19 protein-coding genes and 2 pseudogenes are annotated in these 25,198 nt (G+C 58.6%); 13 read left to right on the forward strand and 8 right to left on the reverse strand.

Going from position 1 to position 25,198, the window contains the following annotated elements:
- Nucleotides 1-56 precede the first annotated feature (56 nt).
- Nucleotides 57-689 (forward strand): tyrosine-type recombinase/integrase, encoded by a 633-nt coding sequence (locus tag RX329_RS08505; RefSeq protein WP_317245627.1) that lies wholly within the window; start codon nucleotides 57-59, stop codon nucleotides 687-689.
- Between the two features lie 90 nt (nucleotides 690-779).
- On the opposite strand, the gene RX329_RS08510 is transcribed toward RX329_RS08505, so the two are convergent.
- From RX329_RS08510 to RX329_RS08525, 4 genes are all read right to left on the reverse strand, one after another.
- Entirely contained in the window at nucleotides 780-1,694 is a 915-nt protein-coding gene (locus RX329_RS08510) for an ABC transporter substrate-binding protein (RefSeq protein WP_317245628.1), read from the reverse strand.
- A 433-nt stretch (nucleotides 1,695-2,127) separates the two neighbouring features.
- Nucleotides 2,128-3,480, reverse strand: coding sequence for a transposase (locus tag RX329_RS08515; protein ID WP_085384478.1), 1,353 nt, complete (start codon nucleotides 3,478-3,480; stop codon nucleotides 2,128-2,130).
- 92 nt (nucleotides 3,481-3,572) lie between these two features.
- Complete coding sequence (locus tag RX329_RS08520) at nucleotides 3,573-4,442, reverse strand: ABC transporter substrate-binding protein (protein ID WP_035992221.1); 870 nt, start codon at nucleotides 4,440-4,442, stop codon at nucleotides 3,573-3,575.
- A 445-nt stretch (nucleotides 4,443-4,887) separates the two neighbouring features.
- On the reverse strand, nucleotides 4,888-6,240 hold the full coding sequence (locus tag RX329_RS08525) for a transposase (protein ID WP_085384478.1): 1,353 nt from the start codon (nucleotides 6,238-6,240) through the stop codon (nucleotides 4,888-4,890).
- Nucleotides 6,241-6,393: 153 nt separating this feature from the next.
- Between RX329_RS08525 and RX329_RS08530 the strand changes: the two genes are divergently transcribed.
- The gene (locus RX329_RS08530; protein WP_317245629.1) at nucleotides 6,394-6,957 is read left to right on the forward strand and encodes a DUF5625 family protein; all 564 of its coding nucleotides are present in this window, start codon (nucleotides 6,394-6,396) and stop codon (nucleotides 6,955-6,957) included.
- Nucleotides 6,958-7,118: 161 nt separating this feature from the next.
- On the opposite strand, the gene RX329_RS08535 is transcribed toward RX329_RS08530, so the two are convergent.
- Entirely contained in the window at nucleotides 7,119-7,568 is a 450-nt protein-coding gene (locus tag RX329_RS08535) for a hypothetical protein (protein ID WP_317245630.1), read from the reverse strand.
- A 17-nt stretch (nucleotides 7,569-7,585) separates the two neighbouring features.
- Here RX329_RS08535 and RX329_RS08540 point away from each other — a divergent pair.
- Nucleotides 7,586-8,217, forward strand: a pseudogene (locus RX329_RS08540) (tyrosine-type recombinase/integrase).
- 72 nt (nucleotides 8,218-8,289) lie between these two features.
- Here RX329_RS08540 and RX329_RS08545 read toward each other — a convergent pair.
- Nucleotides 8,290-8,937, reverse strand: coding sequence for a hypothetical protein (locus RX329_RS08545; RefSeq protein WP_317245631.1), 648 nt, complete (start codon nucleotides 8,935-8,937; stop codon nucleotides 8,290-8,292).
- Between the two features lie 166 nt (nucleotides 8,938-9,103).
- Here RX329_RS08545 and RX329_RS08550 point away from each other — a divergent pair, with 166 nt between their 5' ends.
- The 6 genes and pseudogenes from RX329_RS08550 (at nucleotide 9,104) to RX329_RS08575 (ending at nucleotide 15,099) form a co-directional block, all read left to right on the forward strand.
- Nucleotides 9,104-9,490, forward strand: a complete 387-nt coding sequence (locus tag RX329_RS08550; protein ID WP_317245632.1) for a hypothetical protein — start codon at nucleotides 9,104-9,106, stop codon at nucleotides 9,488-9,490.
- A complete protein-coding gene (locus RX329_RS08555) occupies nucleotides 9,487-9,858 on the forward strand; it encodes a hypothetical protein (RefSeq protein WP_317245633.1) in 372 nt (123 codons plus the stop codon). The genes RX329_RS08550 and RX329_RS08555 overlap by 4 nt, the downstream gene beginning before the upstream one ends.
- A 57-nt stretch (nucleotides 9,859-9,915) precedes the next feature.
- Nucleotides 9,916-11,286: an IS1182 family transposase gene (locus RX329_RS08560; RefSeq protein ID WP_026233905.1), complete on the forward strand. Its 1,371-nt coding sequence runs from the start codon at nucleotides 9,916-9,918 to the stop codon at nucleotides 11,284-11,286.
- 731 nt (nucleotides 11,287-12,017) lie between these two features.
- The gene (locus tag RX329_RS08565; protein WP_317245634.1) at nucleotides 12,018-12,731 is read left to right on the forward strand and encodes a hypothetical protein; all 714 of its coding nucleotides are present in this window, start codon (nucleotides 12,018-12,020) and stop codon (nucleotides 12,729-12,731) included.
- Nucleotides 12,732-12,908: 177 nt separating this feature from the next.
- A pseudogene (locus RX329_RS08570) lies at nucleotides 12,909-13,548 on the forward strand (tyrosine-type recombinase/integrase).
- A gap of 333 nt (nucleotides 13,549-13,881) precedes the next feature.
- Nucleotides 13,882-15,099, forward strand: a complete 1,218-nt coding sequence (locus RX329_RS08575) for an MBL fold metallo-hydrolase (RefSeq protein ID WP_317245635.1) — start codon at nucleotides 13,882-13,884, stop codon at nucleotides 15,097-15,099.
- Between the two features lie 159 nt (nucleotides 15,100-15,258).
- Here the strand turns inward: RX329_RS08575 and RX329_RS08580 are convergent, their stop codons facing one another.
- On the reverse strand, nucleotides 15,259-17,034 hold the full coding sequence (locus tag RX329_RS08580; protein WP_317245636.1) for an adenylate/guanylate cyclase domain-containing protein: 1,776 nt from the start codon (nucleotides 17,032-17,034) through the stop codon (nucleotides 15,259-15,261).
- A gap of 216 nt (nucleotides 17,035-17,250) precedes the next feature.
- On the reverse strand, nucleotides 17,251-18,999 hold the full coding sequence (locus RX329_RS08585; protein ID WP_317246393.1) for an adenylate/guanylate cyclase domain-containing protein: 1,749 nt from the start codon (nucleotides 18,997-18,999) through the stop codon (nucleotides 17,251-17,253).
- Nucleotides 19,000-20,165: 1,166 nt separating this feature from the next.
- On the opposite strand from RX329_RS08585, the gene RX329_RS08590 reads away from it, so the two are divergent.
- The 4 genes from RX329_RS08590 to RX329_RS08605 all read left to right on the forward strand — a co-directional run bounded on the left by RX329_RS08590 (nucleotide 20,166) and on the right by RX329_RS08605 (nucleotide 25,151).
- Complete coding sequence (locus RX329_RS08590) at nucleotides 20,166-20,984, forward strand: cyclic nucleotide-binding domain-containing protein (RefSeq protein WP_317245637.1); 819 nt, start codon at nucleotides 20,166-20,168, stop codon at nucleotides 20,982-20,984.
- A gap of 203 nt (nucleotides 20,985-21,187) precedes the next feature.
- The gene (locus RX329_RS08595) at nucleotides 21,188-22,306 is read left to right on the forward strand and encodes an IS110 family transposase (RefSeq protein ID WP_085362079.1); all 1,119 of its coding nucleotides are present in this window, start codon (nucleotides 21,188-21,190) and stop codon (nucleotides 22,304-22,306) included.
- Nucleotides 22,307-22,752: 446 nt separating this feature from the next.
- Nucleotides 22,753-23,817: an IS110 family transposase gene (locus RX329_RS08600; RefSeq protein WP_317245638.1), complete on the forward strand. Its 1,065-nt coding sequence runs from the start codon at nucleotides 22,753-22,755 to the stop codon at nucleotides 23,815-23,817.
- A gap of 572 nt (nucleotides 23,818-24,389) precedes the next feature.
- Nucleotides 24,390-25,151: an IS5 family transposase gene (locus RX329_RS08605; RefSeq protein ID WP_317245639.1), complete on the forward strand. Its 762-nt coding sequence runs from the start codon at nucleotides 24,390-24,392 to the stop codon at nucleotides 25,149-25,151.
- The last annotated feature ends 47 nt before the right edge of the window (nucleotides 25,152-25,198 follow it).

The following is a 25,198-nucleotide window of genomic DNA, read 5'->3' on the forward strand; positions in this document are numbered from 1 at the left end:
GGATTGGGAGGGCTCCGGGCTGAAAATGACCAACCTCACTAGCTGAGGAGGTCAACATGACCGATATCCCAAGCACCATCCTTGCTATCTCTAAACACGTTCCTTGGAACAAGGGCAAGATCGTCGGCGCAAAGCCGCCGCTCCGTCCGAAGCACGTCTGGTCAATCCGAACCAAGCTCCAGGTCGAAGGCCGAATGCGCGATCTGGCGCTGTTCAACGTCGCCATTGATAGCAAGCTGCGCGGCTGCGACGTCGTAGGCTTGAAGGTCGATGACCTTGCGCCGGGCGGATATGCCGCAGACCGCGCGACCGTCCGACAAAATAAGACCGGCCGGCCGGTCAAATTCGAACTCACGGAATCGACCCGGCAGGCAATCGACGACTACCTGCGGCTTACTGGCAAGAAGTCAGGAGAATACTTGTTCACTGGCCGGCGGCGGAGTGGACATATGACGACCCGCCAGTACGCCAGGCTCCTGTCTCACTGGATCGCTGATATCGGACTGGACCCGCACTTGTTCGGGACGCATTCCCTTCGCCGGACCAAGGCGACCTTGATCTATCGCCGAACCGGCAACCTGCGAGCCGTACAGCTCCTACTGGGGCATACCAAGATCGAGAGCACCGTCCGATATCTAGGCATCGAGGTCGACGACGCCCTCGCGATAGCAGAACAAGTTGACGTCTGAACTTCGGGGGCGGAGCAGACGTACTCTGCGCTGCCCTCACAGACGGCTACGGGCCACAACCAGACTGATGCACCGCAACAATCAGCTTCTCTATTCGATCACCTCGTCAGCGCGGGCGAGCAACGTCGGCGGCAGTCGAAGGCCAAGTTGCTTTGCTGCGTTTTGATTGACGATCAGCTCAAATTCGGTTGGGGCTTGAACTGGCAGTTCAGCGGGATTAGCGCCACGCAAAATCTGGTCAATGTAAGTGGCCGCGCCGACATATATCTTATTCATGTCGATACCGTACGATATCAGGCCGCCTGCTTCAGGGAAGCCACGGAGCGGATATATTGCCGGAAGTGCGCACTGTCCGATCAGGTCCGTCAAATGCCTCCGTTGAACCCAAGTAAAGGCGTCAGGCAAGAAGATCAGCCCACTATTAGCCTTCTCCTTTAGGGAAATGATTAGACGCTCGATACCGGAGCTGTCGCCGCTGGGTGCTTCCACCGACACAATCCCAGTCAGGCTCGCAGTCTCATCAATCGATTTGCGAAATGCAGCGGCATTATTCCCAGGTTCAGGATTGTATATGAGACCAACGTGCTGGATGTCCGGTGCAACCTCCTTCAGAATGGAAACCCATTTACCCCCCAGCGACGGCACAAATGGCGTAAAGCCTGTCACATTGCGGCCCGGTCTGTGAAAGCTATCGACGTAGTGTCTCCCGACCGGATCGCTAACCATCGCAAAGACGGTCGGAATCGTCGAGCCTTCCAATTGAAACGCCGCCATTGAGGTATTGGTTACAGCATACAGCACATCTGGCTTTAGGGAGATTAGCTCGCGGGCATAACGGTGCGCCAGATCGGTATCCCCGTTGTAAATCCGGTACTCAACCTTGAGGTTCTGACCAAGCATCCAACCCAGCTTTTTGAGGGTCTCTTCGAGAAGCGGCTTCGCAGGCCCTTCTAAAGTGAGCACACCGATACGACGAGTTCGGACTTGAGCTTTGGATTTAGCCATCGGGCCCAGACCGGCAATGGCCCCAACAGCTATCACGAAATCTCGTCGCCTCATTCGACCACCTCATCAGCACGGCTTGCGTGCCAAAGCTACGCGGAGAACCAGCAACCTGCATCCGCCGCAACGCGGCAACCACTCCCGAAAATAAGCTGATGAATTCGCGACCGCTTCTTAGCTCAGCGCCCCTTAGAGTGGGGAGGTGATTATAGCTCCTCCAATAGGGCTTCGGAAGGGGCACGACGCTGCCCAATGTCCGCGTAGGGTCAAAGTGCGAAGAACTCAAGGTGAGCAAATCTGGTCTGCTGTGCCTCGGTCAGCGGACCTCATGGTAAGGCCCTGCCAGTTCGCCGATGGGCCGATTCCGTTGAAAAAGGCCCGAAGTAGTTCGCTGTAATGGTACGAGTTGCGATGCGGACGAAGGGCTCACCAGTTCTTATGCGAGCCTTGGGGTTGGCATTGGGATCAGCTTGGCCATTTTGCGGAGGTTCTGGGCTGTGGCTGCGAGGGTGAACTCGTCGCGCGCGCCGTTCGGACCCCTTAGTCGCAGGCGATCGAGCTTGAGAATGCGCTTGAGGTGCGCGAACAGCATCTCGATCTTCTTGCGGAGCCGACGAGAAGTGCGACCCTCCCATGATCTTGCGATCTGGCGCGCCATGTCGCGAGCGCCCTCGTAGATCGAGCGTGGCACCCTCCGTGAGGCCTGCGTGGGGCAGCACCGGAGCTTCAATGCGCAGCGATCACAATCGCGCTTACTGGCCAGGTAAAGCATGGTGGCACCATCATTCACCAGCGTTCCGGTCGTGGTAAGAACTTTGCCATCGGGGCAACGATAGACGTCTCCGGTATGGTCATAGGTGAAGTCGTCGCGCGAGAAGATCCCGTCTGTGCGGGCCGACTTGTCGAACACTGTAACGTGGGGCTCGATGCCGTGCTCATAGAGCAGCCAGGCGAGCATCTCGGCCGAGCCATAACCGCTGTCGCCGAGGAGCCGGCTTGGATAGAGATCGAACCGTTCGAGCGAGCGCTCAATCATGCGCTTGGCAGCCAGCACCTCCGCCTGCCGAATCGCCGTAGTCGCCTCAACATCGACGATGATCGCGTTCTCGACGTCGATCAGGTAGTTCGTGGAGTAGGCGAAGAAGGCTTGGCCACCGTGAGCCCCCGTCCAGCGCGCCGCCGGGTCGGAGGGCGACACGAACTTGGGGGTGACTTCGGTCGCTGCCCCGAAGGCTGCATCGTCGAGGACAGCTAGATACTCATCGATGGCTCGTCCGGCCGCCGCTGGCGGAAGTCCCTTGTCGCCTTCGATGCCCTTCTGCCGATTGGCATCGGCCTTGATCAAGCTCGCATCGACTGCAAACCCTTCACCGCCGACCAGCCGCTCCTCGATGCAGCGGCGCAACACGCACTCGAACACGCGTCGGAAGAGATCGCTTTGCCGGAAGCGGCCGTGCCTGTTCTTGGAGAACGTCGAGTGATCCGGCACCGCCCCCTCGAGACCGAGCCGGCAGAACCACCGGTAGGCCAAATTAAGGTGAACCTCATCGCACAGGCGCCGCTCTGACCGGATACCGAAGCAGTAACCGATCAGCAGCATCCGGATCATGAGCTCCGGATCGATCGAAGGCCGACCGATGTTGCTGTAGAAAGGTGCCAGGTCCCGCTTGATCTCTCCGAGGTCAACAAACCTGTCGATCGACCTGAGCAGGTGATCGGCGGGAATATGCTTCTCAAGTGAGAACTCATAGAACAAAGCGGCTTGCTCGACTTGCCGATGCCCCATCATGATCTTCAGTCCTGCCAACTAGACAGACTGAATCACTGATCTATCTGCGCCGCAACAGCCGACTTTTTCAACAGAATCGGCCAGAAGCGGAACTATTCAATCACCTCGTCGCCGCGGGCGAGGAGTGCTGCTGGTATAGCGACGTCGAGCGCCTTTGCCGTCTTGAGGTTGACTGCCAGCCACAGCTTGCTTGGAAATTCGATGGGGAGGTCGCCTGGGTGTACCCCCCTGAGTATCTTATCCACAAAATAGCCTGTGCGGCGATAACACCAGCGCAAGTCAACGCCATAGCTCACAAGGCCCCCGTGAATAACATGCTCGCGGTATCCGAACACGGTCGGCAGCCGCCTTTCAAGGGCAATGGCGCCGATCTGCTCGCATCGGACAAGGAGCAGATTGGTCTGAAGGACTACGACAACATCGACCTTTTTGTTTGCGAGCGCAGCGAGCGCACCCGGAATGTCGTTCGGCGTATTGGCGTCGGCTTCAACCACGCTAAGGCCTATAGTTTGGCAAGCTGCCTTCAAGTCCTCGACCTGAGGCGGGCCCTTGGGATCGCTCATGTTGGTGAGCAGTCCCACGTATCTTGCCCTCGGCGCAATTTCCCGCGCAAGTTCGATTTGCTTGGTCGGCAATCCCGAGATGTAGGGTTCGATGCCCGTTACATTTCCCCCCGGGCGAGCTTCGCTGGCAATCAATCCGAGATGAACCGCGTCTGCGAGTGCGCCGCAAACAATCGGTATCGTCGATGTCGCCTTTCGGGCCTCGACGGCTTGCAATGTCGCGGGCGCGACGATGACATCGGGTTTGGCTAGGGCCACCATCTCTTCCATGGTTGCTACTCGATCAGAAAACATGTCAAAGCGCTTTATGACCTCCACATTCCGACCATGCTCGTATCCGAACTCCGCAAGACCCTTAACAAAATTGCCGTACACCAGGTCTAAAATGAATTGCGGCACGTTTACGCCTGCAGGCGCACCTGCGGGCGGAGCTCCCGCCCACGCAATGACCGGCCGTTTTCGCGCAGGCTGAGCGCTCGAGCCCCGACTAAACAATGTCGATCCTGCTGCAGCGCCAAGAACGCCGAGATTTCCAATAAATTCTCGCCGTCGCATGTGTCCCCCTCGTACGGGCCACGCCGTTGCGAGGCGAGGTTAGCACGTTGCAGCAGTCTATGCCGGCAATTTAGGGAGCTCGTTGCCCGGCGACATTCGTGTGAGGATGGTCGAGATCGATCAAATGCGGTCTTGTTCTACGATTGCAACAGGGTCCGCTCGGGGTCACAAGCGGTCCCGGACCGGTTGCTTGTGGCAGGTCGGCTATGGGCCGATTCCGTTGAAAAAGGCCCGAAGTAGTTCGCTGTAATGGTACGAGTTGCGATGCGGACGAAGGGCTCACCAGTTCTTATGCGAGCCTTGGGGTTGGCATTGGGATCAGCTTGGCCATTTTGCGGAGGTTCTGGGCTGTGGCTGCGAGGGTGAACTCGTCGCGCGCGCCGTTCGGACCCCTTAGTCGCAGGCGATCGAGCTTGAGAATGCGCTTGAGGTGCGCGAACAGCATCTCGATCTTCTTGCGGAGCCGACGAGAAGTGCGACCCTCCCATGATCTTGCGATCTGGCGCGCCATGTCGCGAGCGCCCTCGTAGATCGAGCGTGGCACCCTCCGTGAGGCCTGCGTGGGGCAGCACCGGAGCTTCAATGCGCAGCGATCACAATCGCGCTTACTGGCCAGGTAAAGCATGGTGGCACCATCATTCACCAGCGTTCCGGTCGTGGTAAGAACTTTGCCATCGGGGCAACGATAGACGTCTCCGGTATGGTCATAGGTGAAGTCGTCGCGCGAGAAGATCCCGTCTGTGCGGGCCGACTTGTCGAACACTGTAACGTGGGGCTCGATGCCGTGCTCATAGAGCAGCCAGGCGAGCATCTCGGCCGAGCCATAACCGCTGTCGCCGAGGAGCCGGCTTGGATAGAGATCGAACCGTTCGAGCGAGCGCTCAATCATGCGCTTGGCAGCCAGCACCTCCGCCTGCCGAATCGCCGTAGTCGCCTCAACATCGACGATGATCGCGTTCTCGACGTCGATCAGGTAGTTCGTGGAGTAGGCGAAGAAGGCTTGGCCACCGTGAGCCCCCGTCCAGCGCGCCGCCGGGTCGGAGGGCGACACGAACTTGGGGGTGACTTCGGTCGCTGCCCCGAAGGCTGCATCGTCGAGGACAGCTAGATACTCATCGATGGCTCGTCCGGCCGCCGCTGGCGGAAGTCCCTTGTCGCCTTCGATGCCCTTCTGCCGATTGGCATCGGCCTTGATCAAGCTCGCATCGACTGCAAACCCTTCACCGCCGACCAGCCGCTCCTCGATGCAGCGGCGCAACACGCACTCGAACACGCGTCGGAAGAGATCGCTTTGCCGGAAGCGGCCGTGCCTGTTCTTGGAGAACGTCGAGTGATCCGGCACCGCCCCCTCGAGACCGAGCCGGCAGAACCACCGGTAGGCCAAATTAAGGTGAACCTCATCGCACAGGCGCCGCTCTGACCGGATACCGAAGCAGTAACCGATCAGCAGCATCCGGATCATGAGCTCCGGATCGATCGAAGGCCGACCGATGTTGCTGTAGAAAGGTGCCAGGTCCCGCTTGATCTCTCCGAGGTCAACAAACCTGTCGATCGACCTGAGCAGGTGATCGGCGGGAATATGCTTCTCAAGTGAGAACTCATAGAACAAAGCGGCTTGCTCGACTTGCCGATGCCCCATCATGATCTTCAGTCCTGCCAACTAGACAGACTGAATCACTGATCTATCTGCGCCGCAACAGCCGACTTTTTCAACAGAATCGGCCAGAAGCAGAAGCACAAGCAGAAGCAGCGCCCATTTACCAGAGGTTAGGACTGCCTGTAACACAACCAAACGATGCGGACGCGGACGTGGCATCGAACACTTGGTGCGATACTGTTCTTCCTGCTGGCAGCCGGTGTCTTCCGAGTTGCTGGGGGCTGGGTGTATGGCGAACCTCCGTATGTCCAATACTTAAAATGGGCGCACCATGACATCCCGCGATTTTCCGTTCCGGTGCTGCTTCTCGAGGGAACACCCTTCACCTTCCAAGCCCGCATCATCGCAAAGAAGCAATATCAGCTGAACCTCGTCGTCTATTTCACGGGAGCAAAGGAGGAGGCTGCTCTTGCGGCTCTCCTGGGCGGTCCCGTTGCACAACCGATCAACGCAGGCTCGCCTCCCGGCAAGCTGCCGACGACGTTTCGCGTAACCGTCCGGGATCAGGAAAACCGCGTCGTGCATGATCAGACTGGTAGTTCGGACGGGATCGTCGCGTCATCAGCTTTCTCCCGCGCTCGTGAACTCGCCTTGTTGCCGCTGGATGAGGGGCTCTACACGCTGAGCATTACGCCTTTGCTGGAAGTGTCGGCATTAGCTCCATTCCGGACCGAGATCGAGCTCACTTACTCGGGAAAATAATCGTCGTGCAGGCGAGCGGTCCAACTCAGCGATGGTTCACACGCGGTCTTGGACCGGCTGCTCGCCCAGCTCAGCTGAGGGCCAGAGGCGGACCTCAGGAGAAATCTCACAAGGGAGCGCCAAAGCCTATCTTGCGACAAGCCATCCATAACCGATGTAGCTCATCGTCGGACGGAGCAGGCATTGCCTCGCGGTGAAAAACGCGAAGAGGCGTTTACCCAAAGTCCGATGTTGATGGCGATCTGGAGCGTGGCCATTATGAGGAATGCGCTGACGACTGCCGACAGAGACCGCCCATCAACAGCGTATTGCTTGTACAGGTTCTGACTGGAAAAGGCCATCAGGCCAACGCTATACACTGCATATGCCACGGAAAATGCGCGCCAGAATTTGCGCGGCAAAAAGTCAATCTCAAATGCCATGAGTGCAAGACCGGCCGCCGATAGCGCGCTCATCATCAGGTGGATGAGTCCTGTCGAAGTGTAAGGTTCTGAGTCCGCAAAACTCCAACCCGTGAGCACGACAATTAGCAGTGCAAAGAGCTTCCAACCCACGCCGACTTCGGGGACGCCGGATTGGAAGGTCTCCGGATCGAAAATGACAAGCCTCACTATTTGAGGAGGCCAACATGACCATTATTCCAAGCACCGTCCCCGCCATCTCGAAGCACGTTCCTTGGAACAAGGGGAAGATCGTCGGCGCAAAGCCGCCGCTCCGTCCAAAGCATGTGTGGTCAATCCGAACCAAGCTCCAGGTCGAAGGTCGAACGCGCGATCTGGCGATATTTAACGTCGCCATCGATAGCAAGCTGCGCGGCTGCGACGTCGTAGCCTTGAAAGTTGAAGACCTCGCGCCGGGCGGGTATTCGGCCGACCGCGCGACAGTCCGGCAGAAGAAGACCGGCCGACCAGTCAAGTTCGAACTGACGGAATCGACGCGGCAGGCAATCGACGATTACCTACGGCTTACGGGTAAGAAGTCAGGAGAATACTTGTTCACGGGCCGGCGGCCGAGTGTTCACATGACGAAACGCCAGTATGCCCGTCTCCTATCCCGCTGGCTCGCCGATATCGGACTGGACCCGCACTTGTTCGGGACGCATTCCCTTCGCCGGACCAAGGCGACCTTGATCTATCGCCGAACCGGCAACCTGCGAGCCGTACAGCTCTTACTGGGCATACCAAGATCGAGAGCACCGTCCGATATCTAGGCATCGAGGTCGACGACGCGCTCGCGATAGCAGAACAAGTCGACGTCTGACTTCGGGCAGAGCAGACGCGCTCTGCGCTGCCCTCACAGACCGCTCCGGGCCAAAAGGCGACGTTGGGCCGCTTATCCTTGCGAGGAGGGGCCATTTTGCGCTCGCTTGCGGAGAGCCGCGTTCATCTCGTAAGGCGTCGTATTGGGCGGAAGCCCATTCGTGCTGACTATATGCCATCCAAGCAAATAGCCCATGACCGCGCCTGCCAACGCTGACAGAACGACCGCTACCGGACGATCGGAAATAAATTGGCCGAAGAACCGTCCTGTTGTCGCGTCCAAGAGACCAAAGACTGTGACGCCGATGAGCGCGTACAAAATCGGGACAGGGAGCGTTGATCTTATAAATCTCAGCGCGCCATTCGATTGTTGCGGAGCTTCAATAACCGGCGGGGCAGTTTGCTTCGGTTCAACGCCCAGCGACCTTGCGCGGCGAAACCCGAGTACTAGAGCGAAGAGCGCTGGCACAAAGAAAATCAGATGGGCGAACCCGATCTGCGAAGACTCCGAGTTGAAATGGGGAAGAAACGAGAAATTCGCGAATACGAGGATGACGGCCGAATAGACAGCAATCAGTTGTGCGCACGCGATGCAGAAAAGATATCCGAAAATCGAGCTTTTCGTTTGTCCCGCGATCCAGGTGCCCGCCCAGCGGCTGGGAGCCACAAGAACTCCGAACACGACAAACCAAACACCTAAAATTGCAACGACTGCTGACATGCAAGTTTCCCAAGGCACCGCTTGTAGTTTAGAAACCGATTGCAAAGAAACCGTTGCGGGTACCATTACCTCCAAGCAGCACCTGGTTGCGCTCCATTAACTTCCGCTGTGGGTCAGAGGCTGCCGTCGACAGCCAGCATGCCCTTGGTCGGGTGATCTCTCGGAAATGGACATCGCCGCGCTCTGGGCTGACGTCAACCCCGGGCCAACAGCGGACTTAAACGGTCTGCAAACCTTGTTCGTGGGCGGGCGCGAACCTAGGCGACCTTGTGCTACCATGGTGAGCATGTTTCGCATCAAAATCCCGCCCACCGTGCTGCTCTTCCTTATCGTCGGCGGCGCGTCCTGCATTTTCGTGTTTTACGGCCTCTATCTACTGATCGCGCTGATTGCTTTAAACTTGGCCTGCCTGCTGTTGGCCCCGATTGCGAGGCGGCGCGGATGGGGCGCTGAAGGACGGCTCACGAGACATCTCAGTCGTCCCCGGATGGAAGACGAAAGCCGCAGAGTCATTGAGCGCGAGAGCGTACGTACCCTGAAGGAAGAGGGATGACTGTTTCAGAGGGCGTCCGATTTTGGCGGCTTCGAGTGCGCGGCTTTACGGTTGCTGGAGCTGTATGTCTCGCCTTGATTTTCGTGGTGAAGGCTCTCGATCCAATCGAGTTCGTAAAAAGCTTCATTAGTGCCCTTGTTCTGCTTTTCGCTTTCCTTTGGCTGTGCGGGCTATATTGCACCTATCGGTATTGGGGAGTTTTTAGAGAAGATCAAGGGCTCCAGTATGCTGAGCAGTGCCTGACGGAGTGGGCGACGGAGATGCGCATTATGTGCAATCCGGACGTCCCTCCTGAGTTATGGCAGCGGAGACGCGGACAGGTTGACCAAGGTCCGCTGTGGGCCGATTTTGTTGCAAAAGTCGGTTGAGACAAGTCACGAACCGTGATTCCGTTGTGTTGACGCGAATCTCGGCGAGGTCGATCCATGATGGGCCGTCTGAAGAGTGACCAAGGTCAACTGTTCTACGAGTTTCGTCTTGGCGACGCGATACCCGAAGATCATCTGGTGCGGAAGATCGATGCTGCTCTCGATCTGTCCTGGCTTCGCGGTGAACTAGCATCTCACTATTCGTCGATGGGGCGCCCGTCGATTGATCCGGAACTGATGATCCGGATGCTGGTCGTGGGGTATGTCTTTGCGATCCGCTCGGAACGGCTGATCTGCCGTGAAGTGCAGGTGAACCTCGCCTATCGCTGGTTCTGCAAGCTTGGTATCGAGGACGCTGTCCCGGATCATTCGGCATTTTCGCGCGCCCGCAACGAGCGCTTCCGTGATGGAGATGTTCTCCGCCGCGTGTTCGAACGGATTGTCGAGACATGCATTGCCGCCGGTCTGGTTGGTGGCGAAGGATTTGCAGTCGATGCGAGCCTGATTGCGGCCGACGCGAACAAGCAGCGCTCGATCGCAGGTCAGGACTGGCGCAGGGATCGCGATCCGGCCAGGTCCAGCCGCGCGGTGAAGGAGTATTTGGCAACCCTCGACGATCCGGCGTGGGGCGCCGCCAGCGATGTCATCCCGAAGTTTGTCTCGCCATCCGATCCGGCAGCGCAGTGGACCGGCGCTCACAAGGGGCCGGCATTCTTCGCGTACTCCGACAACTATCTCATCGACGTGAAGTTCGGCGTCATCGTGGATGTCGAGGCCTCCCGCGCCATTCGCCAGGCCGAGGTCGGTGCAGCAAAAACCATGATCGAACGAACCGAGGAGCGCTTTGGTCTCAAGCCAGAGCGACTTGTCGGGGATACCGCTTACGGAGCGGCTCCGATGCTGAACTGGCTGGTCGAGGAGAAGGGCATCGCGCCGCATATCCCTGTGTTCGATAAGTCGAAGCGGGATGATGGCACCTTCTCGCGGAGCGACTTTCGATATGACCCAACCGGGGACGTTTACCACTGCCCGGGTGGTAAGCGGCTTGGGACGAGCGGTACCGTGCACGAGGGCAAGACCCTTCTGTATCGTGCCAGCAAGCTCGACTGCGATGTATGCCCGCTCAAACCGCAGTGCTGCCCAAAGGAACCATCACGCAAGATCCCGCGCGATATCCATGAGCATGCCCGAGACGTTGCCCGGTCGTTCGCTGGCACCGAGGGCTTCGAGCTCTCTCGGCGTCAGCGCAAGAAGATCGAGATGAGGTTCGCACACTTGAAGCGCATCCTGAAGCTTGGTCGGCTCCGATTGCGAGGCCCGCAAGGTGCCCAGGATGAGTTTGTTCTAGCCGCCATCGCTCAGAATCTGAGGCGGTTTGCATCGCTGGTCGCACGACCGCCGCCGGCTCAGGTTCTGCGCATCGCGTAGCGTAGCGTCAAAGTTGCGTAAAATGCGTCAGGGCCAGCGCTTCAAAGCGCGGCTCAACAAAAGGCCCAGCGGCCAAATCCATTGCAGCCAACTTTTGCAACAAAATCGGCCACAAGCTGACCTTCGACCTAGAGAGTGATGGACGGATTCTTTGAAGTTTTAGTCTGGTAGACGAAGATTTATGCACCAATCTTATCTATTGGAAGCCGATTGGAGGATGTTGTCTCTCTATGCTCTCGCTTGGCATCTTATGGACGGTCCTTGCCTCCACGGCTGCATGGGGGTCATTTCACTTCGCGCGTCGTGATCCACGCTCAACATCTTGGATGAAAATCGCGATTGCCGGGTCTCTGTTGCTCGTGACGACAGCAGCACCTCTTTGGCTACGAGGTGACGTCATAGGAGAGGGTTTGGCAGCTCACCTCCTGCTACTCGCATTCTGGGCAATGATCGGCGTTGGTGCGCCTCTGTGCCTTGGGTCGGTAGCCGGTACATTGGGTGCAATGTATCGGAACCCGCGACAATAACGGTTGAGCTGGGTCCTCACGTAGTCCGCCGCGCCGCGATGGTCCGCTACGGGTCAAAATGCGAAGAACTCAACCTGAGCAATCTAGTCGGCAATGCCTCGGTGAGCGGACCTAGTGGAGTGCTGCGCTCACTTCTCCGATGGGCCAGGAGCAGAAGAAGCTTCGCTGGTGGCGGCGAATGGGACAGGCTATCATCGCCTCAGTATGACCCAGCCCGTTTGCAGCATCCGCTCCGGACTTGTGATCGTCGAAGGGATCATGGGGTCCGGTAAGTCGACGAGCGTACGGCGAATCGCCGATCGATTGAATCGATCCGGCTTCGCCGCCCTCAGTATCACCGAGGGCGTCAGTCCACATCCGATCCGCTTCGATTGGGACGTGCCGTGGACGGACATGCCGGCAACGCAACTGGCGAAATCAGCCGTTGCACGCTGGCGGACGTACGTCAATTCGGCGTCGATGTCAGAGCGCATCACGGTTGTCGATGGACAACTTTTCCATGGCAATCTGACGTCACTGTTCCTGCTTGATGCCGACACAGCCCTGATTCGTGGCTACATTCATGAGGTGGTGGCTGCCATGAAGCCATTACGTCCCTTGCTGATCTACTTTAATCAGGATGACGTCGACCGGGCGATCAGAACGGTTGCCGCCGAGCGTGGCGATGCATGGGTGACATATCAGGTCGACTGGAAGCTGGCATCGCCCTATGCCGTCAGGCACGGCCTGGTTGGCCTTGGTGGGCTCATCGAGCTGTACCGAGAATATCGCAAGCTCACTGACCGGCTTTACGCAGAGCTGGATATCCCGAAGATCAGCATCGATAACTCGGGAAGGGAATGGTCGAAATACGACGCAACCATCGATACCGTTCTGATGAACCCATCCGGGACTGCCGAGGTTACGAATTTGGATTGATCACCGGATTCTTGATCTTGCGGAAAACGCGCGGGGACAGCAAGGTCTGCGGGTCAAAATCGGTCTTGTCATAGATCGAAATGGACACAAGTACGTCTCCAATCGTCTAGAAGCGGACGCGGGATTGGAAGGGCTCCGGGCTGAAAATGACCAACCTCAGTAGCTGAGGAGGTCAACATGACCGATATCCCAAGCACCATCCTTGCTATCTCTAAACACGTTCCTTGGAACAAGGGCAAGATCGTCGGCGCAAAGCCGCCGCTCCGTCCGAAGCACGTCTGGTCAATCCGAACCAAGCTCCAGGTCGAAGGTCGAATGTCGAATGCGCGATCTGGCGCTGTTCAACGTCGCCATCGATAGCAAGCTGCGCGGCTGCGACGTCGTAGCCTTGAAGGTTGATGACCTTGCGCCGGGCGGATATGCCGCCGACCGCGCGACCGTCCGACAAAATAAGACCGGCCGGCCGGTCAAATTCGAACTCACGGAATCGACCCGGCAGGCAATCGACGACTACCTGCGGCTTACTGGCAAGAAGTCAGGAGAATACTTGTTCACTAGCCGGCGGCGGAGTGGGCATATGACGACCCGCCAGTACGCCCGATTCCTATCTCACTGGGTCGCTGATATCGGATTGGACCCGCACCTGTTCGGGACGCATTCCCTTCGCCGGACCAAGGCGACCTTGATCTATCGCCGAACCGGCAACCTGCGAGCCGTACAGCTCCTACTGGGGCATACCAAGATCGAGAGCACCGTCCGATATCTAGGCATCGAGGTCGACGACGCCCTCGCGATAGCGGAACAAGTTGACGTCTGAACTTCGGGGGCGGAGCAGACGTACTCTGCGCTGCCCTCACAGACGGCTACGGGCCAAACTCAGACGTGAGTCTGGCACTCACGCCGGATGATTTAGTAAGCGCAACAGACTTTAAGTTCATCTTCTCAAAGGCGGCCAATTGCCGCTGCTGGACTGCCGATTGTACATGTCCTCCATACAATTTACGTGCAATTTGCGGGCGGAGTCCGAAAGTGGATCCGGTTGCGCATGTTTTGGCGACGGGATGTCTGCATGTTGACGAAGCGCTGTCCGTTGACGGGCTCTCTGGTCCACTTACCAGAAACTGTCTCGTGAAGCCGTCTTGGGGGCCAAATGTGCAACCTGATCGGACACGCTATCCAGCAAGCGCTCACGCGCCGTGGCTTCCTAGCGGGAAGTGCGGCAGGAGCCGGCTTGCTTGGGCCGATGATGTGCACGGCCGTGGCCGGCGACGGCCGCCTGGACACACGAATTCAGCTCGCCCAATCATCCGCAGACGCCAGCAACTCGTGGGCGAAGCTCATTCTGCTCGGCACGGCAGGCGGCCCGACCTGGTGGCCGAATTCGGATCAGTGCGGCATATCGTCGGCCGTGGCGGTCGGTGACGCCTACTATATCGTGGACTGCGGCGAGGGGGTCGGCAAACGCCTTCAACAGGCGATATCGCCGACAAGCAGCCGTGTGATGGACGACAAGGTGCGAGCGCTGTTCCTGACCCACCTGCATTCCGATCATACAGTCGATTATGCTAACTTGCTTTTGTTCGGTTTGTTCGTCGGGCTCGACCGCCGGTCCACTCCTTTCAAGGTCTTCGGCCCGGGTCGGCGAGGCCAGATGGCACCTGTGTTTTCGCTGCCCGGCTCTCCCACTCCGACCGTGCCAATCATCAATCCCGACAATCCGACGCCCGGCACCAGGGATATGACGGGCTACCTCTATCAGGCTTTCGCGACGGATCTGAATGACCGAATCCGCGACAACGGCAAGCCGAGCCTCGAAGCGGTGGTCGAGGCGCACGACATCGAACTCCCGCCGATTGCCGGCTTCAAATCGCCCAATGAAACCCCTTCTCCTCCGATGGAGCCGTTCAAATTCTTCGAGGACGATCGCGTTCGCGTTTCCGCAACCTTGGTCGAGCACGCGCCTGTCTGGCCTGCATTCGCCTATCGCTTCGATACTGACGACGGATCCATCGTATTCTCCGGCGATACGGGGCGAAGTGAGAATTTGATCAAGCTCGCGAAAGGCGCAGACATTCTCGTTCACGAGGTCATTGTGACGAACTGGGTCAAAGGTCTCTTCCCGACGCCGCGTTCGCTCGCACAGGAAGGCTTGATGCAGCATCTGCTCAACGCCCACACCCAGGTCGAAGAGGTCGGAGCGATCGCTGAAGCGGCAGGCGTCAAGAAACTTGTTCTCAGCCACATCGTGCCCGGCAACGCTACGCGAGAGCAACTGCTACCCGCGGGCAAGGGCTTCTCGGGCGAACTGGTGATTGGCCGAGACCTGATGCAGATCGGCGTCGCCCAGGCGACGGCTCGCAAGGGTTGAGATCGGAAGGTCCGCTCGGGGTCAAAATGCGAAGAACTCAACCTGAGCAAATCCCGTCCGCCATGCCTCAATAAGCGGACTTCTTGGAGCGATGCTGCCACTTCGCCGAAGGGCCATCATCGGAAGTCGGCACTCATCTATCGCGCCCGCGCGGATAGATCATTCAGGAATGCCCGCTCTGCGGATGCCCTCGATCACCAGTTTGTTGCGCGTATGCCACTGGCTGGCGCCCCGTTTCACCCATTCGGAAATGCGAAAATCAGGATTAAGTTCGAGCAACCGGGACACCGCTTTTTGTGCTTCCGCCTCAGGTCCGGCGTGTCCCAGGGCTGATGCCAGGCAGTAATAACTCTGCACGTATTTCTGGTTCTGACGGATCGCTTTTTTGGCCGCGCCAACCGCCTCGTCAAACCGGCGAAGCTCGATGAGTGCGAACCCCATGCCCGAAAGCGTAAAATAAAGCAGCGGGTCGAGCGGGTTCAGGCGAATGCTGCGTTCAAAGCTTCGAACCGCCTCAGCGCACTTACCGCCCAGCAGATATGCCTGTCCTCTCTGGCTCCACGCAAGCGCTGAATTTGGATTGAGCGCAACCGCACGATCGACCATTTCGGTCGCAACGTCGGTATCCTCTGCCAGGTAAGACATCCCAAGGCCGACAGTAGCCAGTACGCCAGGGTCGTTCTTGTCGATGGCAAGCGCCAACGAAAGCAACCGGATCGCCTCCTCAGTCGCGTGCTTCACGTCAGGAGTCCATCCTTGACTTATGCTGACGAAATGACAACTGCCCGCTATAAACGCGGCAAAGCCATATCGAGGATCAAGCTCCAGAGCGCGAAGACATAGTTCGATCGCCTCGGCAATTCCTTCGCGTGTCATCGAGTTGAAATGTTGCGATGCTCGCAGGCCGAGGTCGTACGCGCTAAGGTCAAGGGGGCGCCGCCGCGCCGCCAGATCAATTTCGGCTTGATACACAGCCGGCTCGATTGCAGAAACGACGGCTTCGGTTATCTTGTCCTGCAACGCGAAGACATTGTCCAGATTGCCATCAAACCGGTCTGCCCAAAGATGAGTGCCGGTCGCGGCATTGATCAATTGACCCGAGATACGAATGATGCCCGCTGCCTTGCGCACGCTCCCTTCAAGCACATAACGGACACCAAGATCGCGCCCCACCTGCTTGATGTCGACAGCCCTGCCCTTATAAGTAAAGCTGGAATTACGCGCGATCACGAACAGCGATTTGAACCGCGAGAGCGCTGTGATGATGTCCTCGACCATGCCATCGGCGAAGTAATCCTGCTCCCGATCACCGCTCAGATTCTCGAATGGCAGCACCGCGATCGATGGTTTGTCGGGGAGAGCGAGCGCCGGAGCTTGACCTGGTGACCCCATCATAGCGTTTAGGCCACCAGGCTGAGCCCGCCAAGCCCTCATCGGTTCGACAATGTTCTTCAGCTTCTGCGGACCGATATCTTCGAAGGCGATATCAACCTTTCCTCGAATTTGTCGCTGCGCGTCGTCGGAGATGCAGACGCTCCCGGGCGCTGCAATTCCTTCAAGTCGCGCGGCAATGTTGACCCCGTCGCCAAAGATATCGTCGTCGTCGATGATGATGTCTCCGACATGGATGCCGATGCGGAATTGTATTCGAACTTCCTGCGGGAGGTCGGCATTCAGTTCCGCAATTGCGCGCTGAACTTCAACCGCGCAACGTACGGCGTCCACGGCGCTGGCAAATTCGACCAGCATGCCGTCGCCGGTCGTCTTAACGATGCGGCCTCGATAGGAGGCTATAGCAGGGTCAGCAAGCGCCTTTCTGATAGTCTTCAGCCGAGCCAAGGAGCCTTCCTCGTCAGCCCCCATCAAGCGGCTATACCCAGCAACATCCGCCGCCAACACAGCCGCCAACCGTCGTTCAACGCGCTCGTCGCTCAAGACGCACCTCGGCAGGAAATCGAATGCCTATTTAGCAGAAAACTGGGCCGATGTCTGGCCAGGCCCAACGTCCGCAACGGACCAAACTGATAAGTCCGGAAGTTCAACCTGCAGGTCGACTTTGCCCCAACTCCGGATATGCCCCTGCGCCGCGCAAACTAAAGCTTTGTGCCATAAACAGACGTTCGGGAAAGCGTTACGGGAATGAAGCCCCGATCACTCCGGCAGGCCGGCCTTCCGCAGACCCTCTTCCATTCTGGCAAGTTCTGACGGGCTGAGAGGAACTGCGTACTTGATTGTCGCAATCCGGGCCGCGGGTTCGATCTGCCGGAGACGCAGAATAGCCTTTTGCGCTTGCTCCTGTCGACCGGACAGGGCGTTGCTCGCCGCCATGATCCGCCATGCGGACGAATTGTTCGGATTTTCCCCGATGGATTTCGCCGACCATGCCGCTGCCTCGTCATAGCGATCCGTCTGGAAATATCCGATTGCAGTCCCGTGCTGCATCATGAACAACAGCGGATCAAACGGACTGAGACGCATGGCATGCGCGAAATGTTCTATTGCGATGCTCCAGTCGCGCAACAGCAGCCTGATCAAGCCGCTCGAGAGCCACGCGTCCATCAGGTTCGGATTAAGCCGGAGTGCGCGTTCGACAAGGGCGCCCCCTGCATCAACCTCGCCGCATACGAGGCCGAGCGCCGCACCACTCCAGCACAATACCTGCGCATCATTTTGATCCAATTGGACCGCACGCTCGGCTAATCGCTTGGTTTCGGCGATCTCGCTCGCGGCGTCGGTCACCCACCCGTTGGATTTGCGCCAAGCGTAGCAAGTCGTTGCGAACGCGTGGGCCGTTGCAAATTCAGGATCGAGCTCGATGGCTCTGTAGTAGTGTCGCAGAGCCTCGCTGGTGGCTTCGCTGGTCCACCGGTATGCACTGGCAATTCCCCGCATGTAATGATCGTACGCGTCGAGGCTGCCGGTTGGCTTGAGCACAGCGCGCCCAATTTCGGCTCGCTCCAGCGTCGGCGTAATGGCCCCAACAACGCTTCTCGTCACCTGGTCCTGCAACTCGAAGACGTCTTCAGTTGCACCATCGAACCGGTCCGCCCAGAGATGCATGCCCGTCGCAGTGTCAATCAGCTGACCCGTAATGCGTACTCTGCCTGCCGCTTTGCGTACGCTACCTTCGAGCACATAGCGCACGCCCATCTCGCGCCCAACCTGTTTGATGTCGACAGCCTTTCCCTTGTAGGTAAAGGACGAATTTCGGGCGATCACGAATAGAGACCTAAACCGCGATAAAGCCGTGATTATCTCTTCCACGATCCCGTCGGCAAAATATTCCTGCTCGAGGTCGCCGCTCATGTTTTGAAATGGCAGGACGGCAATGGAGGGTTTGTCGGGAAGTGAGAGCGCCTGAGTTTCACCGAGAGCCGAACCAGATGTTACTGCCGAAGGGGTTTGACCGACCGGCCGAACCCGCCACGCCTGCATGGGCTCGGCAATATTCTTGAGAGGCTGCGGCCCCAGATCATCGCATACAATCTCGACCTTGCCGCGGACCTGCCGGTAGGCATCATTGGAAATGCAGATCCCGCCCGGGTCGGCGATGACCTCGAGGCGGGCGGCAATATTCACGCCATCACCGAAGATGTCGTTGTCATCGAACATGATGTCCCCGACGTGAATACCGATCCGGAATTCGATCCGCGTATCCTGCGGCACAGAACCGTTCTGCTCGGCCATGGCGTGCTGGACTTCAACGGCACCGCGTACCGCATCCACGGCGCTGGCAAACTCAACCAGCATGCCGTCGCCGGTGGTCTTGACGATCCGCCCGCGATGCGCGGCGATGGTGGGGTCGATAAGAGCCTTTCTGACTGCCTTGAGCCGGGCCAGCGTGTCTTCCTCGTCGGCGCCCATCAGGCGGCTATATCCGGCGACATCCGCTGCCAGCACCGCCGCCAACCGCCGTTCCACACGCTCGCTCGTCAAAGATCGCCCCCTTGGGGTGGCAAACTGCTTACCTCATCAAAGCACGTCGGGCTGCTGTCAGGCTAGAGGCGACGTCCGTTGTGGGTCAAAATGCGAAGAACTCAACCTGAGCAAATCCCGTCCGCCATGCCTCAATAAGCGGACTTCTTGGAGCGATGCTGCCACTTCGCCGAAGGGCCACTTGCTGACTTCGCAGGAGCGAACGTTCAGGTCAGCCTTAGCCAACAGGCCACCGAAAACATTTGCCCGGATGTGAACCAATTCACATATGGCGACGCCGCCCGGCGGCAGTATCAACGCAGCACCGTCATCAGAACCGCGGGGTCGGGGTGATGATTTGGCTTCTCGCTGTACTCGCGGTCTTCGTGTGGCGCCGAAAGGAGAGCCGCCGCCGAGGCGCCGATCAAGCGCTGCAAGTTACTTGGTCGGGTCGGTCATTACTTGCGACAGCTGCCATACAGCGGCCTCAACATGGAGCGGCGGTTTCCGGCGAATGCATCGTCTGGGACGGACCGGCTTACGATGTCCATAGGTCAAACATCACGTCCCGACGGCGACACAGGCGTTCGAGCCGAAGCGACGAGGACGCGGCGCTGACAGAGGAGAGCAGCCGCGTTCGACGATTGCCAACCCTCCTGCTACGGAGTGTTCAATGAGTGGGGAACGGTGGCCGTACTTTGCAGGCGTTGCATCGATCATCTTAGCGATATCCGTCGCGTACTTGGTTGAACGGAACTGCCAAAGAGACCTTGCATTTCAGCGCTCCTTTCCATCCGCTCTGTCTGAGCTAATTGTAGGGAGCGAGCCAATTAGGTGTTGGTTCAGTAATTGACCTGTGTGGAGGCCGACGTCTGCTCTGGGCGATGAGCGATCCTCGAACCGCCATCCACTCGCTTCCGGTTACCCCAATGAGCCGACGAGAAGGGGCTCGGTCCAGATTTCCTGTTCGGGCCAGGAATGGACATCAGAGATGCCTTCGAGATTACGCAGCAGGCTCTAGAGGGTCAGGGCCGATGAGCGCGAAATGCCAAATAATTTGAGGAATTCTCGCATTGATTCTACCAAATACTGATTTTTCGACTTCGATTGTTACCTGACGAACACCGACGCTTTTGCGCGGGGAGTGTCTGATGGACTCGAGCAGCAGCGCAGATCTTTCGACGCTACTAAACCGAATTCTTGATACGGCGGCGGACAATCTCAGGATCGCAAAGATTCTGGTTCAGATGGGTCTCGATCCCAACAATATCACTTTCGACGCACTGCTTAATCGGCTGTTTGATGTTGTGTTAGCTAATATTACGCTCGCCAATATGTTCGCCTTGGTTGGCGCCATATTCTTGGTCGCTACCTTGCTGATGCAGAGAATGGTGCCGCTGCGGGTCGCGAATATGGTCGGGTGTATTTTCTTAGCAGTTTCCGGCGCGCTTTCCGGAAGCGTCGCCACCTTTCTGCTTTATCTGCTGCTGTTGCCAGTGAATGTCGTTCGCCTGCGTCAACTGCTCAAGCTCGTTAAGAAGGCACGTAACGCGACGCAGGGTGACAGGTCGATGGAATGGCTCAAACCATTCATGACAGAGCGTAAATATCGACGGGCCGACATACTATTCAGGAAGGGTGATGCCGCCACGGAAATGTTCCTCACCGTCACCGGGAAGTTTCTCGTCAAAGAAATCGGCGTCGAGCTTCCGCCAGGGCGTCTCATGGGAGAACTTGGCCTCCTTACGCCCAATAACCGACGAACCGGAACGGTCGAGTGCATAGAAGATGGCCAAGTCCTAACCATAACTTACGAAAGGGTACTTGAACTCTATTTTCAAAGTGATCAGCAATTCGGCTATTATATCCTCGTCCTGATCAGCCAGCGTCTCCTGGAAAACAACCAGCGCCTCCAGGAAAACATCTCGCGGCTGGAAGCAACTCTCGCACAAGAGAAAGCGGCGCGATAGAAGGCGCCGCGCAGGCATAGCTTAAAACCTCGGCCTGAACTGCTCCAGCATCGGTGCCACGACTGTCGCGCAGTCCGGGCCTCGCGAGGCGGGGATGTCCGCTAGACTGTATGTCCCCCCACAAAATGAGGCGACTCACCCTCGATGTTGCGACGAGGGTTGCCCGGATGGACGGGTAGAGCCTCAAACAAGGAGGGCGAGTCGTGGGTCATCATACCGAGGTCTTTGTCGGAATCGATACGTCAAAATCGCGCAATGCTATAGCCATTGCCGATGGCGGCCGTGGCGGCGAGGTACGATATCTCGGGGAGTTTCCTGCCACGGAGGCAGCAATCCGAAAGCTGGTGGCAAAGCTTGCAGCGAAATGCTGTCAGTTGACGTTTTGCTACGAAGCAGGGCCAACAGGATACGGTCTCTACAGACTGCTCAAGAGCCTCGGCCATGACTGCCTGGTGGTGGCCCCCTCGCTCGTTCCGAAGAAGGCCGGCGATCGAGTGAAGACGAACCGGCGCGATGCGGTAAGCCTCGCCAAGCTGTTGCGCGCGGACGAGCTCACGGCGGTATGGGTGCCGGACGAGCGCCATGAGGCTATGCGCGATCTCTCGCGCGCCCGTCAAGCAGTGAAGAAGGACCTCCAGGGCAAGCGTCAACAGATCTCGTCATTGATGCTGCGGCTGGGACGCATCTATCCGGGCAAGACAACGTGGGGACCAGCCCACATGAGATGGCTCATGTCGCAGAAGCTCGAGCATCGCGAGCAGCGCATCGCATTCGAAGAGTTACTTGAGGGGGTACGCCAGGAAAGTGAGCGGCTGGAGCGTTTGGAAGATGCCATCCGCGAGGTAGTACCCGAGTGGTCGCTCGCCGAGGTTGTGTCGGCCCTGCAGGCGGTGCGCGGGATTGATCTCATTGCGGCTGTGGGGGTGCTGGCTGAGATCGGTGATCTATCCCGCTTTCAAAATCCGCGCGAGCTGATGGGCTATCTGGGTCTGGTGCCCACAGAAAACTCGACTGGCGACCAAGTCAAGCGAGGCGGCATCACCAAAGCCGGTAATGGGCGGGCGCGACGTATTCTTGTAGAGGCGGCCTGGAGCTATCGATATCCGCCGCGCGTGAGCCGAGACAAGCAGCCAAAGGTGGAGGCCGCACCGAGAGTCGCGCGCGAGATTGCGTGGAAAGCGCAAACCAGGCTGTGCGGACGCTTCCGCTCACTCGAGCGGAAGGGCAAGCGGCGAACCGTAATCGTCACGGCGATTGCCCGAGAGCTATCCGCCTTCATTTGGGCGATCAATCGCGAGCTCATGCCACCTCGACAGGCGTGACATCGTTGGGGGCTGTGGACCGCTCGAGTCGTGAGGTGCGCTCGACCGGCCCACAGCCCCCTTTTGTTGCAATCAAGATCAGGGGGCAGTCGCAGACATTAATCGTGCAGAAGTGAAGGCGGGACCACGGCAGGGGAAATCCTGAAATCCATTATGTGGCCGATCATCCGATCGACGCCCGACGCTAGACCAGGGACAGCCCCAGACGAAAAAACGGAAATGCGGTATCCAACCCGCGCATCAGAGCCTGTTCACCGACGTCTTTGAGTCCCGCCTTCTCCTCTGCACGATCCATCGGCACAAGAACTTCACGATGAGTCCTCGTGGAGATGAGAAACCGTGCGCTGTGTGCTTGACTGGGGACATCAGAATGGAATGGTCCGGCCGTGCTCCGGCCCTGCCAGCACGAGAAGCTGGCAAGGGGCGCCCAAGACAAGGAGCACGCCATGTCTCAGAAACTCGACGCTTCGCCCGCCGTCATCGGCATCGATATCGGCAAGAACTCGTTCCACATCATTGGCCAGAATCAGCGCGGCGGCATCGTGCTGCGGCAGAAGTGGTCGCGCGGCCAGGTGGAAACGCGGCTCGCCAACCTGCCGCCGTGCTTGATCGGCATGGAGGCCTGCGTCGGCGCGCATCACCTCAGTCGCAAGCTGCAAACGCTTGGCCACGACGCCCGCTTGATGCCGGCGAAATACGTGCGCCCCTATTCGAAGGGACAGAAGAATGACTTCCGAGATGCGGAAGCCATCGCCGAGGCTGTCCAACGCCCGACCATGAAGTTCGTCGCAACCAAGACCGCCGACCAGCTCGACCTGCAGGCGCTGCACCGCGTGCGCGAGCGATTAGTCGGTCAGCGCACCGGCGTCATCAATCAGATCCGTGCGTTCCTGCTGGAGCGGGGCATCGCCGTGCGGCAAGGCCTGCGCTCCCTGCGGTCCGAGTTGCCGGGTATCCTCGCGACGCGCACCGATGTGCTCTCGCCTCGCATGTTGCGCATCATCGAGGATCTGGCGGGTGACTGGCGCCGGCTGGATGAGCGTATCGAGGACCTCTCCAGCGAAATCGAGGCATTGGCCCGTCAAGACAAAGGCTGCGAGCGACTGATGACGGTGCCCGGCATTGGCCCGATCATCTCGAGCGCGATGGTGGCTGCGATCGGCACTGGAGACGTGTTCTCGAAAGGCCGCGACTTCGGCGCCTGGCTTGGACTGGTGCCGAAGCAGATATCGACCGGCGACCGCACGATCCTCGGCAAGATATCAAGGCGCGGCAATCGCTACCTGCGCGCGCTGTTTGTGCAGGCCGCGTGGGTTGTGCTGGTCAAGGTCAAGGGTTGGGAGCGCTATGGCCTCAAATCTTGGATCGAAGCCGCCAAGAAACGATTGCACCACAACGTGCTGGCGATTGCGCTCGCCAACAAGCTCGCCCGGATCGCCTGGGCGGTTCTCAACAAGGGACGCGCCTTCGAGTGCGTCAACACGGAGGAGACGGCGTCCCGAGCTGCCTGATCCTCGCACCGTGCTCGGGGCCGTCAAGGCGCGGCCTGACCGCGGTAGAGCAAGACGTCAGGACAGCACGACGGCCGGCCTTGACGGCCCTTGCGCGCGGCGCGTCTGCGCTCGCAGGCCGGGACAAAGGAACGACCGCCAGGCACGAACTAAGGAACAGCACGAGGTGAGGTGCGATCGATGACGTAACCAACATCCCTTACCCGCCGAGGTCTGCGAGAGGAATGAGACAACGATGGAGGATCGGTCTTCCCGGCGCATGCGAACACTGGTGACCCGAATGGCCCGTTCGAGGCCTGTCCGCTAATTAGCTCGAATGCGCGCTGATATCCATGATGGCCCGGAGCACAACACGCTCCAATCAGAGGCCGGATACATTGATGCAAGACCGCATCTGCCAGGTTGACGAAACCTCTTGCAACGCGCGGCCGGACCATACATCGGGTCAGTCGCGTCGTAGATTTTCCGGTTATATCCGCTTACGGGGTAGTCTCGGAAGTACCGGTCCTCTGGTTTTTCCGGTTGAAGGTATCGGGTTGAACGTGATTCAAGCGTCCAACCCGGAGCCTTGAATGCGCTACGAACTCAGCGACTACGAATGGACCGCCATCAAACCGATGCTACCCAACAAGCCGCGCGGCGTTCGGCGGGTAAATGACCGTCGCGTGCTCAATGGCATCTTTTGGGTTCTGCGGTCAGGCGCTCCCTGGCGCGACCTGCCAGAGACGTATGGTCCCCGCACCACCTGTTACAATCGCTTCGTTCGGTGGCGGCGCGCTGGCGTCTGGGACCAGATCATGGATGCACTTGCCGCCGGTCATGACACGGCGGTGCAGATGATCGACACTTCCGTCGTGCGCGTGCACCAGCACGGTGCCAGTGTTGCGGACAACAATCATCAGGATATGGGTCGCTCGCGGGGTGGCCTGACCAGCGAGATTCACGCGGTCGTGGACACCAATGGCTTGCCGGTCCATCTCGCCCTCACGCCCGGTGAGGCGCACGACAACCGGCTGTGCTCGGTTCTCCTCAGCGCCTTGCTTCCACAAACGATGTTGCTCGCGGATCGCGGCTATGACGCCGACTGGATTAGGGAGCTTGCTCGCCAGCAAGGAGCATCGGCGAACATTCCGCCGAAGCGAAATCGCAAAGACTCGATCTGCTTCAGCCCGTATCTGTATCGCGCACGCAACCTGATTGAACGGTTCTTCAACAAGATCAAGCAATGTAGGCGTATCGCGACCCGATACGACAAGCTTGCAGCCAACTATCTGGCGTTCATCAAACTCGCATCAATCCGGATTTGGCTACGCGCTAATGAGTCCACGTCCTAGGGCGCACGGGCGATGGCGGAATGCCGTCGCGCCACGGTCCGCGCCCT

The organism is Bradyrhizobium sp. BWC-3-1 (assembly GCF_032917965.1).
GTDB lineage: Bacteria > Pseudomonadota > Alphaproteobacteria > Rhizobiales > Xanthobacteraceae > Bradyrhizobium > Bradyrhizobium canariense_D.